General features: G+C 69.6%; 11 protein-coding genes and 3 pseudogenes. 7 read left to right on the forward strand and 7 right to left on the reverse strand.

Annotated elements, in window-relative coordinates:
- The first annotated feature begins 143 nt into the window (after nt 1-143).
- The 7 genes from HG421_RS13310 to HG421_RS13340 all read left to right on the forward strand — a co-directional run bounded on the left by HG421_RS13310 (nt 144) and on the right by HG421_RS13340 (nt 10,545).
- Nucleotides 144-905: an HpcH/HpaI aldolase family protein gene (locus tag HG421_RS13310; protein ID WP_169706784.1), complete on the forward strand. Its 762-nt coding sequence runs from the start codon at nt 144-146 to the stop codon at nt 903-905.
- Nucleotides 906-3,038, forward strand: coding sequence for a TonB-dependent receptor family protein (locus HG421_RS13315; RefSeq protein ID WP_169706785.1), 2,133 nt, complete (start codon nt 906-908; stop codon nt 3,036-3,038).
- A gap of 360 nt (nt 3,039-3,398) precedes the next feature.
- Nucleotides 3,399-4,625, forward strand: coding sequence for an ATP-grasp domain-containing protein (locus tag HG421_RS13320; RefSeq protein WP_169706786.1), 1,227 nt, complete (start codon nt 3,399-3,401; stop codon nt 4,623-4,625).
- A complete protein-coding gene (locus HG421_RS13325) occupies nt 4,622-6,424 on the forward strand; it encodes an IucA/IucC family protein (protein WP_169706787.1) in 1,803 nt (600 codons plus the stop codon). The genes HG421_RS13320 and HG421_RS13325 overlap by 4 nt, the downstream gene beginning before the upstream one ends.
- Nucleotides 6,421-7,605: an MFS transporter gene (locus HG421_RS13330; protein ID WP_169706788.1), complete on the forward strand. Its 1,185-nt coding sequence runs from the start codon at nt 6,421-6,423 to the stop codon at nt 7,603-7,605. The genes HG421_RS13325 and HG421_RS13330 overlap by 4 nt, the downstream gene beginning before the upstream one ends.
- On the forward strand, nt 7,583-9,352 hold the full coding sequence (locus HG421_RS13335; protein ID WP_169706789.1) for an IucA/IucC family protein: 1,770 nt from the start codon (nt 7,583-7,585) through the stop codon (nt 9,350-9,352). Before HG421_RS13330 ends, HG421_RS13335 begins: the two co-directional genes overlap by 23 nt.
- The gene (locus HG421_RS13340; RefSeq protein ID WP_169706790.1) at nt 9,349-10,545 is read left to right on the forward strand and encodes a type III PLP-dependent enzyme; all 1,197 of its coding nucleotides are present in this window, start codon (nt 9,349-9,351) and stop codon (nt 10,543-10,545) included. Before HG421_RS13335 ends, HG421_RS13340 begins: the two co-directional genes overlap by 4 nt.
- Nucleotides 10,546-10,592: 47 nt before the next feature.
- Here HG421_RS13340 and HG421_RS13345 read toward each other — a convergent pair whose 3' ends face one another.
- From HG421_RS13345 to cobD, 7 genes and pseudogenes are all read right to left on the reverse strand, one after another.
- Entirely contained in the window at nt 10,593-11,453 is an 861-nt protein-coding gene (locus HG421_RS13345; RefSeq protein WP_248279378.1) for an AraC family transcriptional regulator, read from the reverse strand.
- Between the two features lie 275 nt (nt 11,454-11,728).
- Nucleotides 11,729-12,463, reverse strand: coding sequence for an adenosylcobinamide-GDP ribazoletransferase (locus HG421_RS13350; protein WP_169706791.1), 735 nt, complete (start codon nt 12,461-12,463; stop codon nt 11,729-11,731).
- Entirely contained in the window at nt 12,460-13,074 is a 615-nt protein-coding gene (locus HG421_RS13355) for a histidine phosphatase family protein (RefSeq protein ID WP_169706792.1), read from the reverse strand. Before HG421_RS13355 ends, HG421_RS13350 begins: the two co-directional genes overlap by 4 nt.
- Complete coding sequence (gene cobT, locus HG421_RS13360) at nt 13,071-14,117, reverse strand: nicotinate-nucleotide--dimethylbenzimidazole phosphoribosyltransferase (RefSeq protein ID WP_169708190.1); 1,047 nt, start codon at nt 14,115-14,117, stop codon at nt 13,071-13,073. Before cobT ends, HG421_RS13355 begins: the two co-directional genes overlap by 4 nt.
- Nucleotides 14,117-14,446, reverse strand: a pseudogene (locus HG421_RS13365) (bifunctional adenosylcobinamide kinase/adenosylcobinamide-phosphate guanylyltransferase); the annotation flags it as partial. The gene cobT and the pseudogene HG421_RS13365, both read right to left, overlap by 1 nt.
- A pseudogene (locus tag HG421_RS13370) lies at nt 14,337-15,020 on the reverse strand (cobyric acid synthase); the annotation flags it as partial. The pseudogenes HG421_RS13365 and HG421_RS13370, both read right to left, overlap by 110 nt.
- Nucleotides 15,017-16,000 (reverse strand): annotated as a pseudogene (gene cobD / locus HG421_RS13375) (threonine-phosphate decarboxylase CobD). The pseudogenes cobD and HG421_RS13370, both read right to left, overlap by 4 nt.
- Nucleotides 16,001-16,093: the final 93 nt, after the last annotated feature.

Consider the following 16,093-nt stretch of genomic DNA (forward strand, 5'->3'; position numbering starts at 1 on the left):
GACGATCTCGGATGAGTCTCCCCACATTCTGGTCGAAACGGGCAGGGCCAAGCCCCTGGTTACCCAAAAAGACCATAAAACACACTTGATAATCATTCCCATCAAGCGCAGGATGAGCGCCCGTTCCCCTGGCGGCCTCTTCCATGGCGTGTGCAGTCGGCCTTCTCAATGCGTTGCCCAGCGTGCAGCTGTGCGAGTTGCTGGGCCGTCTGGGCTATGCCTTCGTGGTGATCGATCTGGAACACGTGCTGCGGTCGCCCGACGCGCTGGAACACGCCATCCGCGCCTGCGAGCTGTCCGGCTGCGAGGCCTGGGTGCGGGTGCCGGAGGCCGACGAAAAACTGATTGGCCGCGTGCTGGATGCCGGCGCGCGCGGCATCGTGGTGCCACGCGCCGAATCGGCCGCGCAGATGGCACGGGCGGTGGCCGCCGCGCGCTTTCCGCCACTGGGCCGGCGCGGCATCACCGGCGGCCGCGTCACCGGCTTCGGCAACGTCGATCTGGACACGTATATCGCACAGGCCAATCGCGACATCCGCATCGTGCCGATGGTCGAAAGCGCGGCCGGCATAGCCGCGCTGCCGGAGATCCTGGCCGTGCCGGGCGTGGCGCTGGTGATGGAAGGCGCGTTGGATCTGGCGCTGGACCTGGGTCTGGGCCCGCAGCCCACACATGCGCAGGTGTGGGACCTGCTGCTGCAACTGCATGCGCAATGCCGCGCCGCCAACGTGCCGTTCTGCCCCAATCCGCGCACCGATGCGCAACGCACGCATTGGCTGCAGCAGCCGGACCTGCGCTGGCTGCTCGCCGGCGAGGACCGCGCCCTGATCCAACGCGCACTGCGCGGCCACCTGGCCACGTTCGACACACCCACTTCCCTACCCGCCTGCAGGAGCACGCCGTAGATGTCGACCTTTCGTTTCCACGCCCTGACCCTTGCCATCGTGGCGGCCAGCCTGGGCCTGCCGCCGCAGGTGATGGCCGCCGACGCGCAGGCGTCCGACGCTACCGAAGGCCAGCCCCCCATCCGTGCGCTGGACGCCATCCAGGTGCAGGGCAGCCTGCTGGGGCGCTCCAAACCCGATGATGTGCAGCGCTACGCCGGCAGCCGCCAGGTGATCGACCGCGCGCAGTTGCGCAATGGCGGCAATCGCTCGCTCGACGATGCGCTGCAGCGCGTGCCGGGCATCAAGATCTTCGACGAAACCGGCACCGGCGCGCTCCCGCAACTCATGTTGCGCGGCCTGTACGAAAGCCGCAGCGGCCGCGTGCAGGTGCTGGAAGACGGCATTCCGCTCGCGCTGGCGCCCTATGGGCAGACCAGCCTGTCGTTGTTTCCGGTGGGGCTCAATCAGATCGATCGCATCGACATCGTGCGTGGCGGCGCGGCCGTGCAATACGGGCCCAACAACGTGGGCGGGGTGATCAACCTGGTCAGCAAGGAGATCCCCAGCGCGTGGAGCACCACCCTGGCGCACAAGGTCACCGCCGGCGGCCAGGGCCAGTTCCTGCAGGACAGCGCGCTCAGCAGCGGCGGCTACCTCACTGACAACTTCGGCATGCAGGTCGATGCCAATCGCACCTATGGCGAGTACTGGCGCGCACACAGCGATACCGACATCAGCAACCTGCGCGTGCGCGCGGAGTGGTGGCTGGACGACACCAGGTTGATCAAGGCCAGCGTGCAACGCTATCTGGTGGACATGGATCTGGCCGGGGCGCTGAGCCCGGCCGATTACCGGCGCGACCCGCGCCAGTCCACGCGGCCGTTGGACAGCTTCAATGGCCGCACCACGAGAGCGTCGTTGGGGTATGAGCAGGTGTTCGGAGACTGGGGGCCGCTGCAGGATGTCCGCTTGTCTTGGACCAACTTCAGTGCGCGCAGCAGCCGCAACTTCATCGTCGGTATGCGCCAGGCCGCCACCGAAACCTGGCGCTCGGACCTGCCGCCGCAACTGCGCCAGACCGCCCCGCGCGACTTCCGCGTGGTCGGCAGCGAGCCGCGGCTGAGCTGGAACATGGGCACTGCCGGCGGCGTGCGTCAGCAATGGACCGCCGGTGTGCGCGCGGTGCGCGAAGACATCGATTTCCTGGTCGGCAACCTGCGCCTGCGCGATGGCCTGTTCACCAGCGTGCGCGACTGGCAGTTCGAAGACCGCGCACTGGCAGCCTATGTCAGCAACGCGATCACGCTTGCAGATGAGCGCCTGACCATTACCCCCGGGCTGCGCTATGAGCGACTGGATTCGCGCTACTTCAACCGGGCCACCGGCATGCGCACGCTCAACCAGACCCGCGACGTGCTGCCAGGGTTGACGGTGGGCTTCCAGGCCAATGACCAGTGGTTCTTCTATGCCGACGGGCAGCGCTCGCTGCGCGCGCCGCAGGTCACCCAGATCATCTTCGGCAACAATCTGGATGCCGAACTGGCATGGAATTACGAAGCCGGCACGCGCTACCAGCCCAACGACCGCACCCGCATCCAGGTCGGCGCCTATCTGATCGACTTCGACCAGCAGATCCAGCTGGACAACACCACCCGCGTGTTCCGCAACCTGGGCAAGACCCGTCACCAGGGCGGCGAGGTGGAACTGCAGTGGAGCCCGGAAAACCTGCGCGCGCTCACCCTCAACGCCGGGTATGCGTATCTGGATGCCAGCCAGGAATCGGGCGCATTCCGCGGCTTCCGGGTGCCGTTCACCTCGCGCAACCAGATCACCCTGGGCGGCAACTACGCGCTCGGTCATACCACGGTCGCACTATCGGGCTATTACTTCAGCAAGGCCTACAGCGATGCCGCCAACACCGTGCAGGAGAACGCCATTGCCTCGGTGGGCCAGCTGCCCGCCTACATGGTCTGGAACACGCAGGTGAGCCACACGCTGTTCGAACGCGATGGACAAAAATTCAGCGCATCGCTGGCGATCAACAACCTGTTCGACCGGCAGTACTGGTTCCGTGGCGTGGACACCAGCCCGTGGGGCCGCCAGGCCGCACCTGGGCGCACCGTGACCGCAGGCCTGGAGTACACGTTCTAACGCACGGCAACGCAACAGGAGGGTCTTGCGAAACGGCAGATGCTGTCCGCCGCAGCAGCAGACACTTGCCGGCCACTACCACCGATTGGCACGCCAGCACTGACGCTTGAGAACACCGCTGCAGCGTTCCTGCAGCAGCAATACACGACCGATGGACAGGGGCATCGGTTGCGCCCGATGGCGACGGCGATCGTGCTGCGATCGCCGTGGAAACAGATGGCGTGCATGACGCACGCTTCGGCGCCGCAGCACGCGGCATTGCGATCGACCCATCGCAGGCCACCCAACGCCGCACGCGGCGCCAGGCAGCCCGTTTCAGTCTCGGTTTTTTTCCTACCGCCCTGTCGAACGAGAGCTGCCATGAACGCTGTACCCGACGCCCCCCTGGTGATCCTCACCCATGTCTGCCACCCGGCCATCACCGACGGCTTCCTGCCGGCCGCGCATGCACAAGGCATCCCGGTCTGGTTGCTGACCGACCATCGGCTCGATCACCTGGCCCACTTCCGCGACCATCCCGCGCATGCGCCGCAGCGGGTGATCGAATGCGATGTCTTCAATCCACTCGGCGTGCTGGACGTGCTGCACGATGCCCAGGTGCAGCCGCGTGCCGTCTTCAGCAACAGCGATCACCTGCAGACCAGCGCTGCGCTGGTGGCCGCCGGCCTGGGGCTGCCGGGCAAGGACTGGCAGGTGTGCTACGCCGCCAAGAACAAGGCCGCGATGCGGCAGCGCCTGCGTGCGCGTGGATTGCCCTGCCCGTGGTTCTGCACCCTGGCGCCTGGTGCCGCACCGCCTGCGCAGATCCCGTGGCCGGTGGTGGCCAAGCCGCGCGAAGGCGTCGCCAGCCTGGATGTGCGCCATTGCGCCGATGCCGCGCAACTGCAGCGCTATCTGGACGAGACCTGGCAGCGTCACCCGCAGCGCACCGTCTTGCTGGAGGGCATGCTGCACGGGCCGCTATTCACCCTGGAGACGCTGGGTGACGGGCACAGCGTGCAGCCCATCGGTGGCTTCAAGGTGCGGCTGTCGCCACCCCCGCACTTCGTCGAATGCGAGGCGCAGTGGGATGGCGACGTGGGCACGCCGGTGATCGCGCAGGCAATGCAGCAATTGCGCAGTTTCGGGGTGAACTTCGGGCTCTGCCACAGCGAATTCGTCCTCACCGCCGACGGCCCGGTGCTGGTGGAGATCAATTACCGCAGCATCGGTGACCGCCGCGAATTCCTGCTCGATGCCATGTTCGGCCAGCAATGGTTCGCCGCCGCGCTGGCGCCGCATCTGGGCCAGCCGCTGCCGCCGCTGCGCAGCGTACGCAGGCACGCCCTGCTGCGCTACTACGTGGCCGACCACGACGGCGAGCTGGTCGCTGCCAGCGAAGACCGCCGGCATCACGATGCGCACTGCGATGTGCAGTACCGGCGCATGCGCGCACCGGGCGAGCGCATCCAGCTCAGCCATTCCAACAAGGATTACCTGGGCGTGCTCAGCGCACTGGCCAGCGATGCGCAGGCGCTGCAACAGGCCGTGGTGCAGGCCGAAGCCGGCCTGCAATGGCAGATCGACAGCGCGGGGGCACGCGCATGAGCCTGGCCGCCGACCAGCGCTATATCGCCATCCGCATCATCGATGCCTGCCTGCGCGAAGACCTGCGCGCCATCGTCAGCCGGGGTGCCCTGGCCACGCCGCAGGCGCACGTGCGCGCGGCGTGGCCCGACGCCGTGCCGGGTGATGGCTGGTGGAAGATCGCCCATCTGCCCGACGGCACGCTGTGGCTGCCGATCCATCGCCACGGCGTGTTGCAGGACATCAGCGCCTGCGACGACCGCTGGGTCGTGCAGACCGCCGCCGGCGCACTGCTCGAACAGGGCAGCCACGCCTGGCTGCAACGCCTGGGCGCCGGGCTGGACGCGGAGAGCCAGCGCTTGCATCGCGCCTATGCCGACGAGGCCGATTGCGCCGCCGCACATCGCCAGCTGGCGCGGCAGGCGTACCACGCGCAGGCACCGGCGTTGAACGCTGCCCTGCAGCACGCCGATGCCGCCGAGCGCGCGTATCGCTGCGACCAGTTGGCAAGCTATCGCGACCATCCGTTCTACCCCACCGCACGTGCCAAGGCCGGTCTGGAACCGTCCGAACTGCGCGATTACGCACCCGAGTTTGCCCCCACCTTTGCGCTGCGCTGGCTGGCGCTGCCGCAGGCGCAGCGCAGCTGCACCAGTCCACCGCCGGCCGAGCTGTGGCCGGCATTCAGCGATGTGGGGCTGTCGCCGGCGCTTGCGGCCACGCACGGGGTGTGGCCGGTGCATCCGCTGGTGTGGGAGCGGCTGGAGCAACCCGGCTTCGAATTGCCCCCTGGCGCGGTGCGTGCACCGCAGCCCTGGCTGCTGGTGCGCCCTGGCTTGTCGGTGCGCACGCTGGTGCCGCTGCAGCACCCGCAGTTGCATCTCAAGCTGCCGATCCCGATGCGTACGCTGGGCGCGTTGAACCTGCGTCTGATCAAGCCCTCCACGCTGTACGACGGGCACTGGCTGGAACGCGCCTTGCGGCTGATCGATGCGCGCGATAAGGCGCTGCGCGGGCGCTGCGTCTTCGTGGACGAATCGCACGGCGGGCATGTCGGCCAGGCCCGGCATCTGGCCTATCTGCTGCGGCGTTATCCGCCACTGGACGACAGCACATTGGTGCCGGTGGCCGCGCTATGTGCGCTGCTTCCCGATGGCCGGCCGATGGCGGTCCATCTGGCCGAGCGGTTTGCGCAAGGCGACCTGCACGCCTGGTGGCGCGACTACACAGAACTTCTGCTTGCAGTGCATCTGCGGCTGTGGCTGGGTTACGGCATCGCGCTGGAGGCCAATCAGCAGAACAGCGTGCTGGTATATGCGCCCGGCCGGCCCACCCGGCTGCTGATGAAGGACAACGACGCCGCACGCATCGCCCTGCCGCAGCTGCGCGCGCAGTTGCCGGAGATCGCCGAACTGGGCCCGCTGCAGGATGCGCGTATCGCGGTGGACGATGCGCAGGCGCTGGCGCAGATGGTCTGCACCATCGTGCTGCAGCTGGATCTGCAGGCGGTGCTGGAGGGTCTGGCCGAATGGCAGCCCGGCCTGCGCGCGGCATTGCTTGCGCAGCTGCAGCAGCAATTGCTGCAGGCCCTGGCGCAGCTGGACGCCGAGGGCATCGACACCGCGCCCGCGTATCGCCTGCTGGCGGCGCCACGGCTGCCGGTGAAGTACCTGCTCAGCGCCGGCAGCCTGCTCAGCAAGCAGCTCACCGGTGCGGCCGACATCAACAAGTTCTACGGCGACAGCGCGCCCAATCCCTTCGGCACCGCATTCGCCGCTGCGCAGCCATCGCCGCGTCTGCAGGCCGGGGGGCGGCGATGAGGCGCGTCCTGGGCCCGGTACTGGCGGCGCACTACCTGGCGGCCTTCACCGCGCTGGGCATGCCGTTGTTCCTGCCGCAGGTGCTGGCCGACCTGGCGCCAGGCGCGGCGGTGGGCTGGAGCGGCGTGCTGTATGTGCTGCCGACGCTGTGCACCGCACTGACCGCCGGCAGCTGGGGGCGGCTGGCCGATCGCTACGGGCGCAAGCGCTCGTTGCTGCGCGCGCAGCTGGGGCTGGCGCTGGGCTTTGCGATCGCCGGCTTCGCGCCCACGCTGAGCTGGCTGGTGATCGGCCTGGTCGTGCAGGGCGCCTGCGGCGGTTCGCTGGCGGCGGCCAATGCCTACCTCGCCAGCCAGCCGCAAGCCGGCCCATTGGCACGGGCGTTGGACTGGACGCAGTACTCGGCGCGTCTGGCGATGGTCAGCGCCCCCGCCTTGCTCGGGCTTGCGCTGGCGCTAGGCCCGGCGCAAGCGCTGTATCGCGCGCTCGCACTGTTGCCACTGCTCGCATTCGCGCTGACCTGGCGGCTGCCGGCCGACCCACCGCACGTACGTTCGGTTGCCGCAGCCACTGCGGCGGCGAACAGCACGCCGCCCGCGCATGCAGCACCGGCGGCTCCATCCCTATGGCCTGCGCTGCTGCTCGCGCAGTTCCTGTTCTGCTTCGCGATGGTGGTGACGTTTCCGTACTTCATCCCGTACGCACTGGCGCGCGGCGCCGGGCACGACGCACTGGCAGGGCTGCTCTACAGCCTGCCGCATCTGGTCTACCTGGTGGTGCTGCCGTGGTGGCGGCGCGGCGATGGCGAGCTGTGGCTGGTGCCCGGGCTGGCGCTGTTTGCGCTGGCCTGCGTCTGGCAGGCGGTGCTGCACGATCCCATTGCGTTGGCCGGCGCGCGCCTGCTGTTCGGCGTCGGCATGCTGGCCGGCCTGCGCGGGCTCAATCGCAGCCTGGCACTGGTGGCCAGCGGGCCTGGCGCCGGGCGCCTGTTCGGCCGCTTCGACGCCTGCGGCAAGTGGGCCGGCGTGCTCGCCGGCGCCGCCGCGGGTGCGCTGACCCAGGCGGCCGGTACCGCCGTGCCCTTTCTTGCCGCCGCGCTGGCTGCGGCCGCTGCTGCGCTCACCGTTCTGGTGCGCTTTCCTTCGAGGAGACCTGCCGATGTCCCCGCACACGATGCATGACCCCTGGTACGCCAGCATGGCCGACGCGCAGGCCTGCACCTGCTGGCTCAACTGCTACCTGCGCGAGTTCGCCATCCCGCGCCACGCCGCCGACTTCGACTACCGCGGGCTGGATCGCCCCGGCCCACGCGTGGCCGAGCAGCGCTGGCTGCGCATCGACCTGGGCGAGGCCGGCACGCTATGCGTCCGCATCGCTTACGCCGACCGCCTGGGGCGCTGCCGCTTCGCGTCCACGCCCTTCCTCAAGGCCGCCGGGCAGCCGTGGCATAGCCTGGACGCGCCCGCACTGGCGCGTTGCCTGCTGCAATCGCTGGGCAGTACGCACGCGGTCAACCCGGAGCTGCTTGCGCAGAGTGCCAACAGCGTGGCGATCACCGCCGCGTTGCTGCGCCAGGCCCAGGGCAGCACACCGACCGGCGAGGCGATGATCGATGCCGAACAATCGCTGCTGTGGGGCCATGCCTTGCATCCCACGCCGAAGAGCCGCGAAGGCGTCGCGCTCGACCAGGTCCTGGCCTGCGCGCCGGAAGCGCGGGCGGCGTTCCCGTTGTTCTGGTTCCGCATCGACCCGCGCCTGCTGCGGACCCAGGGTGCCGACGTCCGCGCCAGCCTGCGGCAGCTCAGTGGCAGCGACGCGCTCTATCCCTGCCACCCGTGGGAAGCGCAGCGCCTGCTCGAAGACCCGCTGTTGCGCACGCTGCAATCGCGTGGGCTGATCGAGCCGGTAGGGCCGCGCGGCGACGTGCTCTGGCCCACCTCCTCGGTGCGCACGCTGTATCACCCGCAGCTGGAGTATTTCCTCAAATGCTCGGTGCATGTGCGGCTGACCAATTGCGTGCGCAAGAACGCCTGGTACGAGCTGGAAAGTGCCGTCGCGCTGACCGAGCTGCTGGCCCCGAGCTGGCGCATGCTGGCGGCGCAGGTGCCAGGGTTCGATGTGATGCTGGAGCCCGCGGCCACCTCGCTGGAGGTGGCGCAGGTGGATCGCGCCCTGCATGACGCCAACCCGCTGGCGGCGCGCGCACTGTCCGAGAGCTTCGGCATCCTGTACCGCAAGACCATTCCCGCCGCGCAGCGCGCGCGCTGGCAGCCGCAGGTCGCGGCCGCCTTGTTCACCTGCGATGCGCAGGGCAACAGCGTCTGTGCCGCACGCCTGCAGGCGCTGACCAGTGCACGGATGGATCGCCACACCTGCACCGTGCTGTGGTTGCGCGCCTATGCCGGGCTGCTACTGGACGGCGTGTGGAGCGCGCTGTTCCAGCACGGCATTGCGCTGGAGCCGCACCTGCAGAACACCGTGATCGGGTTTAGCAACGGCTGGCCCACGCGCGTGTGGATCCGCGATCTGGAAGGCACCAAGCTACTCGCCCACCACTGGCCGGAAACACGCCTGCACGGCGTGGGCGCACGCGCACGCCAATCGCTGTACTACACGCCGGAACAGGGCTGGAACCGGATGGCGTATTGCGCGCTGGTCAACAACCTGGCCGAGGCCATCTTCCACCTGAGCGAAGGCGACGCGGTGCTGGAGGCGCGCCTGTGGCACTGCGTAGGCGAGATTGCGCTGCGCTGGCAGCAGCGTCACGGTGCGCAGCCGGCGTTGCAGGGGCTGGTCGATGGCGCGCCGCTGCCGGGCAAGAACAACCTTGGCACGCGCCTGCTGCAACGCGCCGACCGCCAGGCCGACTACACCGCACTGCCCAATCCCATCGCCGCGCTCGCCATTGCACGGCAGGTGGCCGCATGAGCCTGCGCATCGACACCGCCACGGTGATTCAGGCGCTGCCGCAGCTGCGCGCCGACAGCGACGGCCCGCTGTGTGCGTATGTCTACGATCTGGCCGCTCTGGACGCGCATGCAGCCTGGATGCGCGCGCAACTGCCAGCGCAGTGCGAGCTGTTCTACGCGGCCAAGGCCAATGCGGAGGCGCCCATCCTGCGCACGCTCGCAGCGCATGTGGATGGCTTCGAAGCCGCCTCCGGCGGCGAACTGGCCTGGTTGCACGCCCAGCAACCGCAGGCGGCTTTACTGTTCGGCGGGCCGGGCAAACTGGACAGCGAGCTGGCCCAGGCCGCGGCCCTGCCCGACTGCAGCGTGCATGTGGAAAGCATCGGCGAACTGCAGCGCCTGGCCGCCATCGCGGCACAAGCCGGCCGCTGCGTTCCGGTGTTCCTGCGCATGAATATCGCCGTTCCTGGCGCGCAGAGCACGCGGCTGATGATGGGCGGGCAGCCCTCGCCATTCGGCCTGGACCCGCAGGATCTGGACGCGGCCATGCATTTGTTGCGCATCAGCCCGTCGCTGCGGCTGCAGGGTTTCCATTTCCATCTGATGTCGCACCAGCGCGATGCCGGTGCGCAGCTACAGTTGATCGGCACCTATCTGCGCACCGTGCAGCACTGGCGACAGACCTACGCGCTCGGGCCGTTACGGGTGAACGCCGGCGGCGGGTTCGGCGTGGACTATCTGGCGCCGGGGGCCTCGTTCGATTGGGCCGGCTTCTGCGCCGGGCTGTCGGCGCTGCTGCGCGAACACGGCAGCGCATTGCGCCTGCGGCTGGAGCCGGGCCGCTACGTCAGCGCCAGCTGCGGCTGGTACCTGATGGAGGTGCTGGACATCAAGCGCAGCCACGGCCAATGGTTCGCCATCGCCCGCGGCGGCACCCACCATTTCCGCACCCCGGCCGCGCAGGCCCACGACCACCCCTTCCGCGTGCTGCGCGGCACCCGCGCCCCGGTGATCGGCGACACGCCGGTCACCCTGGTCGGCCAGCTGTGCACGCCCAAGGACGTGCTGGCGCGCCAGCAACCGGTGGCCGCACTCGCACCCGGCGATTGCCTGGCCTTTCCGCTGGCCGGCGCCTATGCGTGGAATATTTCGCACCAGCAGTTCCTGATGCACCCGCCGCCGCAGCGGGTGTTCTTGCCGGTCGCTGGCTGAGGACATCGATCGCCCGCAGATGCGGTGTCCGCTGCGCGGCCGCAGGTTCAGCCCTGGCCAGTGCGTGGCGCCACCGGTACCCGGATATCCGCACGCAGGATCGCTTCAGGCGTTTCTTCCGGGTCGTCCAGGAACAGGTAATGCACAGGCGCCTCGCGCAGCACATAGCCGCTGCCAGGCAGCCAGGTCGCCAGCACCCGATCCAGCGTGTCTTCCAGACCGGCATACGTGCCGATGTGGCGCAGCACCGCGTGCAGGCCACCATCGAGATGGCGCAGCTGCAGTGGTGCAGTGGGCGCTGCAGCCGTATCGAAACCGACACCGCACTCGAACAGGTGCGCATGCGCCGGCACGTCGCGGTGGTCGCTCAGCGGCAAGCCGACCAGGCACTGCAGATGATCGACGACGCCGGCGCGCGCCGCCCAGGCCACGACCTGGCCGAAGCCGCGATCCAGATCGTCGAACGCGCCACGCTTGCGCAGCACCACCAGCTCGAACGGCTCCAGGGTCTGCACGCTGACCGCCAGCGGTGCCGAGGCAACGTGCGCGCCTGCCGGTGGCGCGGACAGCTGCTGCAACTTGCTGGCACGCAGTGCCGGCGTTGCACGCAGGACGCTGGGGCTGGCCTGCACGGCAGTGCGGCAGGCACGTGCCAGGGCCTGCGGTGTCTGGTAGCCCACCGCCAGCGCGACCTCGGTCACCGAGACATCGCTGCGTCCCAGCAGATGCAGGGCCTGGCTCAACCGCAGCCGCGCAACCGTCTGCCCCACCGGCTCACCGGTGAGCGCGCGATAGACCCGATGGAAGTGATACGGCGACTGATGCGCGATGGCGGCCAGTTCGGCCAGATCCGGCAGTGCCGCGCCGCTGCGTACGACGCTCTGCAGATGCGCAACCACACGCTCCACACCTCGCTGCCAACTGGTCCCGGCTGAGTCTGCTGCTTGCATGATGATGGCTCCCTGGCGACGGCATCAGCATCGCCCGATGCGTTGGCGTGCGCGGTCCCGATCTTGCGCATTCGAGGCCGGTGTTGCACCTGCGCCGGAGGACGCAGCAGGCCACACACGCTGACGGATGTCGATGGTCGCAGCGCCCACGGCCGCTGCGCAGGCGCGAACGATGCGCGGGCCGGGGTCCATCCGTCGGCAGGCCGATTGCGTCAGCTGCAGCGCCTGCGTGTTCAACCCGACCACAGCGCCAGCGTCACCAGCACGGCCGTTTCGGTCAATTCCACCAATGCGCCGCAGGTATCGCCGGTCATGCCACCCAGACGCTGCAGGCAGGCGCGGCGCCAGAGTGCGAATACCAGTGCGGCGATGCCGATGCTCAACGCCGCGATGGCCAGGCCGGCAACGCTGCACACTGCGGTGCCGGCGCTCAGCGCCAGCCACAGGCCCACACGTGGTGCGCCCGACAGCGTGCTGCCCAGCCCGCCAGCGCGCACATATGGCGTGCTCACGAACGCGGCAACCAGCGCGCTGCGCGCCAGTAGCGGCGCCAGCCATAGCGTGTCCGGCGCCTGCGTCAGCAGGCTGGCCAAGGCGGCGCATTTGAGCAGCAACACCAGCACCACTGCGGTGACTGCCATCGGGCCGCTGGTGGGGTCCTTCATGATCGCCAGTGTGCGTGCGCGCTCGCCCATGCCGCCGACCCAGGCATCGGTGGTGTCGGCCAGGCCATCCAGATGCAACGCGCCGGTCAGCCATACCCAGGCGCTCAACAGCAGCGCTGCGCCCAGCAACGGCGCAACCTCGCGCAGGCACCAGGCCACCCCGCACACCACCCCACCCAGCAACACGCCCACCAGCGGGTACCAGCACAGCGAGCGCGCCTGCGCGCCTGCGCGCGTGAACACCCGGGCGGGCACCGGGATGCGGGTCAGGAACCCGATCGCCGCCAGCAACCCGTCGATCATTCGGTGGCGTGCGCCGGCGGCAATGCCGTGGATGAGACCGGCGATCTCAGGGCGCCAGCCGCGTCGGTCGGCGGCCAGGCCAGCGGATGCAGCGACGCATGCGGCACTGCCAGTTCGGTCATCCGGCCGAAACCAGTCCCGGCGACCAGGCACTGCAAGGCGCGGATGGCGCCGCCGTGGGTGACCACCAGCACGCGCTGTGCCGGGTAACGGGCGAGGATGGCATCGAGCGCGGCCGACAGGCGCGTGCAGAAGTCGGTAAACGGTTCGGCCTGCGGCGGCGGATGGCGCAGCGGGTCGGCCCAGAAGCGGCCCAGCGCTGGTCCTTCGTCGCGATCGATATCGGCCACCGGCACGCCCTGCCAGCGGCCGAAGTGGTATTCGCGCAGCCGCGGCTCCAGCTGCAGCGGCAAGCCGCGCGTGCTGGCGAGTTCAGCGGCAAACGCTGCGCAGCGCTGCAACGTGGAGGCCACCACCACCTCCCACCCGCCATCGGCGGTGGCTGCGCGCAACTGCTGCCATCCCAGCGCGGTGAGCGGGTCGTCGAGCTGGCCGCGATAGCTGCGCTGGCCGGTATCGCCATGCCGCAGCAAGGTGATCTGCGCGCTCATGCGTCGGAGACCCCTGCTTCGGCAAAGGTGGCCATGCCGTTGTGCAGGGCGCAGGCGCTGCGCAGCAGCGGAATCGCCACCGCCGCGCCGCTGGCTTCGCCCAGGCGCAGGTCCAGCTGCAGCAGCGGTTCGGCATCCAGCGCGCGCAGCAAGGCGGTGTGGCCGCGTTCGTGCGAGCGGTGCCCGAACAGCAGCCACTGCCGCACGCCGGGATTGAGACGGGTGGCCACCAGCGCCGCGGCGGTGGTGATGAAGCCATCCACCAGCACCGGAATGCCGGCCTGCGCGGCAGCGATGTAGGCGCCCACCAGGGCGGCAATCTCGAAACCGCCGAGCCGGCGCAGGCGCTCCAGCGGGGTGGCGGCATCGGCGTGCAGCGCCAGCGCGCGGGTGATCACGGTGGCCTTATGTGCGATGCCTTCGGCATCCAGCCCGGTCCCGGCGCCGGCCATCGCCTGCGGAAACTGCGATAACAGCGCGCAGCCCAGCGCGGCGGCCGCGGTGGTGTTGCCGATGCCCATCTCGCCGCCCACGAACAGCTGCGTATCGCAGCTGCGTGCCTGCGCAATGCTCTGGGCACCCGCGGCGAGCGCGTCGCGCAGCTGGCTGGGCGTCATCGCCGGTTGCTCGCAGATATTGGCGCTGGAAGGCGCGATCCAGGCGCGGCGCACACGCGGCAGCTCGCCCGGGTCGTTGACCACGCCCAGGTTCACCACCTCCAGCCGCGCACCGAGTTCGCGCGCCAGCACCGAAATCGCCGCACCGCCACGGGCGAAGTTGCGCACCATCTCACCGGTCACTGCCTGCGGGAACGCAGACACGCCTTCGGCCGCGACGCCGTGGTCGGCGGCATACACCGCGATCCAGATCCGCTGCACCACCGGCTGCTCGTTGCGCTGCCAGGCCGCCAGCTGCACCGCCAGCTGCTCGAGCCGGCCCAGCGCACCGTGCGGCTTGGTCAGTTGTTCCTGCCGTGCCAGCGCCGCTGCACGCGCGCGTGCGTCCGGCACCGCGCATGCGGCAAAGATCCAGTCGCTGCTCATCATCGCTCTCCCTTCAACACCATCGGCAAGCCCGCCACCACGAACACCACCCGCTCGCACTGTAGCGCCAATGCCTGGTGCAGCCAGCCGGCCTCGTCGACAAAACGCCGCGTGAGTTCGCCCAGCGGCACGATGCCTTGCCCCACCTCGTTGCTGACCAGCACGATCTGCCCCGGCAGCTGCGGCAGCGTGGCCAGCAGTGCCGCGCGCTCGCGCGCGAAGGCATCCGCATCCGGGTGACCCAGCAGGTTGCTCAGCCACAGGGTCAGGCAATCCACCAGCACGCAGCGCTGCGGCGCCGCCAGCGCCTGCAGGGTGGCCGCCAGCGCAACGGGTTCTTCCACGCACTGCCACTGCGGCGGGCGCCGGCTGCGGTGATGCGCGATGCACGCCGCCGCGGTCGATGTCGGCGATCAGCAGGACCGGGCAATCCACTGCCTCGGCATAGCCCATGTTGGCGATGTCGTTGGCGCGCAGGTTGATCTCGGCCGGGCTGCCGGCGCCTTCCACCAATACCACCTCGAAGCGCGCGGCCAGGCGGGCGTGCGAGGCCAGCACGGCGCTGAGCGCGGTGGACTTGTAGGCGTGATAGCCCACCGCATCCAGCGTGGCCACCGCCCGCCCGTGCACGATCACCTGCGCACCGGTGTCGCTGTTGGGTTTGAGCAGCACCGGGTTGAAGTCGGTGTGCGGCTCCAGCCCGCAGGCCTGTGCCTGCACGGCCTGCGCACGGCCGATCTCGCCGCCATCGACGGTGACTGCAGAATTGAGTGCCATGTTCTGCGGCTTGAACGGCGCCACTGCCACGCCCTGGCGGTGCAGCCAGCGGCATAGCGCGGCCACCAGCGTGCTCTTGCCGGCGTCGGAAGTGCAGCCCTGCACCATCAGCACGCGCGCGCTCATGCCAGCAGCTCGCGCAGCGCCGCGTCCAGGCGCGCCTCGCCGGCCGCATCGGGCGGCAGGCCGAAGCGCAGGCTGGCCGGGGTATCGAACAGCCGGGTCAGAATGCCGCGTCTTGCCAGCGCCACGTGCAGGGCCTGCGCATCGGCGCGTTCGCACCACTGAAAAAACGCGGTGCCGGCCGACGGCACGATACCGTGGCGACGCAGCAACTGCGCCAGCCGCTGCGATGCGGCGTGCAGTTGCGCGCGTGCCTGTACGTGCTAGGCGGTATCGGCCAGGGCCTGCTGCACGGCCCAGCGGGTGGGCCCGCTCACGGACCATGGCCCCAGCTGTTCGCGCAAGGCGTCCAGCAGCGGCGCATGCGCGCACACGAAGCCGGCCCGCGCGCCGGCCATGCCGAAGAACTTGCCGACCGAGCGCAGCACCACCAGGCCGGGTTGCTGCGTCTGCGCGCACACGCTCGCATGCGGGGTTGCATCCATGAAGGCCTCGTCGATCACCAGCCAGCCGCCACGCGCCGCCATCCGCGCATGCAGCTGCAACAGCACTTCGCGATCGAAGCTGTCCGCGCACGGATTATTGGGATGGATCAGCACCACCACATCGAAGGTATCGGCCGCCTGCAGCAAAGCCGCTGCCGGCAGCGGCACCACGGTGTGGCCGGCGCGCCGCCAGGCGTGCGCATGTTCGGCATAGCCCGGCGCGAGCACGCCCACACGGCCGCGACCACGCAACAGCGGCAGCGCCTGGATCGCCGCCTGCGAGCCGGCCACCGGCAGCACCTGCGGCGCGCCGTAGTAGGCCGCCGCGGTTGCGGCCAGGCCGTCGTCGGCTTCGGGCAGGCGCTGCCACACCGGCGCCGGAATCGCCGGCACCGGCCAGGCAAACGGGCTCACACCGGTGGACAGGTCCAGCCAGTGCGCCAGCGGGATCGCATAGGTTTGCGCGGCGCGGCGCAACCGGCCTCCGTGTTCAAGCATGCGGTGCTCCAAAGGGAAGGACATGGCGCCGCGACCGGTCGCCATCGTGCGCTGCACAGCCGCGCACTGCACAGCCAGTGTGGCGGTCGGCAC

This window comes from Xanthomonas campestris pv. badrii, from assembly GCF_012848175.1.
GTDB lineage: Bacteria > Pseudomonadota > Gammaproteobacteria > Xanthomonadales > Xanthomonadaceae > Xanthomonas > Xanthomonas campestris_C.

Bases quoted from the DNA above. Each gene is read 5' to 3' on its own strand.
- HG421_RS13310 (WP_169706784.1), top strand. From the start codon at position 144: ATGGCGTGTGCAGTCGGCCTTCTCAATGCGTTGCCCAGCGTGCAGCTG.
- HG421_RS13315 (WP_169706785.1), top strand. From the start codon at position 906: ATGTCGACCTTTCGTTTCCACGCCCTGACCCTTGCCATCGTGGCGGCC.
- HG421_RS13320 (WP_169706786.1), top strand. From the start codon at position 3,399: ATGAACGCTGTACCCGACGCCCCCCTGGTGATCCTCACCCATGTCTGC.
- HG421_RS13325 (WP_169706787.1), top strand. From the start codon at position 4,622: ATGAGCCTGGCCGCCGACCAGCGCTATATCGCCATCCGCATCATCGAT.
- HG421_RS13330 (WP_169706788.1), top strand. From the start codon at position 6,421: ATGAGGCGCGTCCTGGGCCCGGTACTGGCGGCGCACTACCTGGCGGCC.
- HG421_RS13335 (WP_169706789.1), top strand. From the start codon at position 7,583: ATGTCCCCGCACACGATGCATGACCCCTGGTACGCCAGCATGGCCGAC.
- HG421_RS13340 (WP_169706790.1), top strand. From the start codon at position 9,349: ATGAGCCTGCGCATCGACACCGCCACGGTGATTCAGGCGCTGCCGCAG.
- HG421_RS13350 (WP_169706791.1), bottom strand. From the start codon at position 12,463: ATGATCGACGGGTTGCTGGCGGCGATCGGGTTCCTGACCCGCATCCCG.
- HG421_RS13355 (WP_169706792.1), bottom strand. From the start codon at position 13,074: ATGAGCGCGCAGATCACCTTGCTGCGGCATGGCGATACCGGCCAGCGC.
- cobT (WP_169708190.1), bottom strand. From the start codon at position 14,117: ATGAGCAGCGACTGGATCTTTGCCGCATGCGCGGTGCCGGACGCACGC.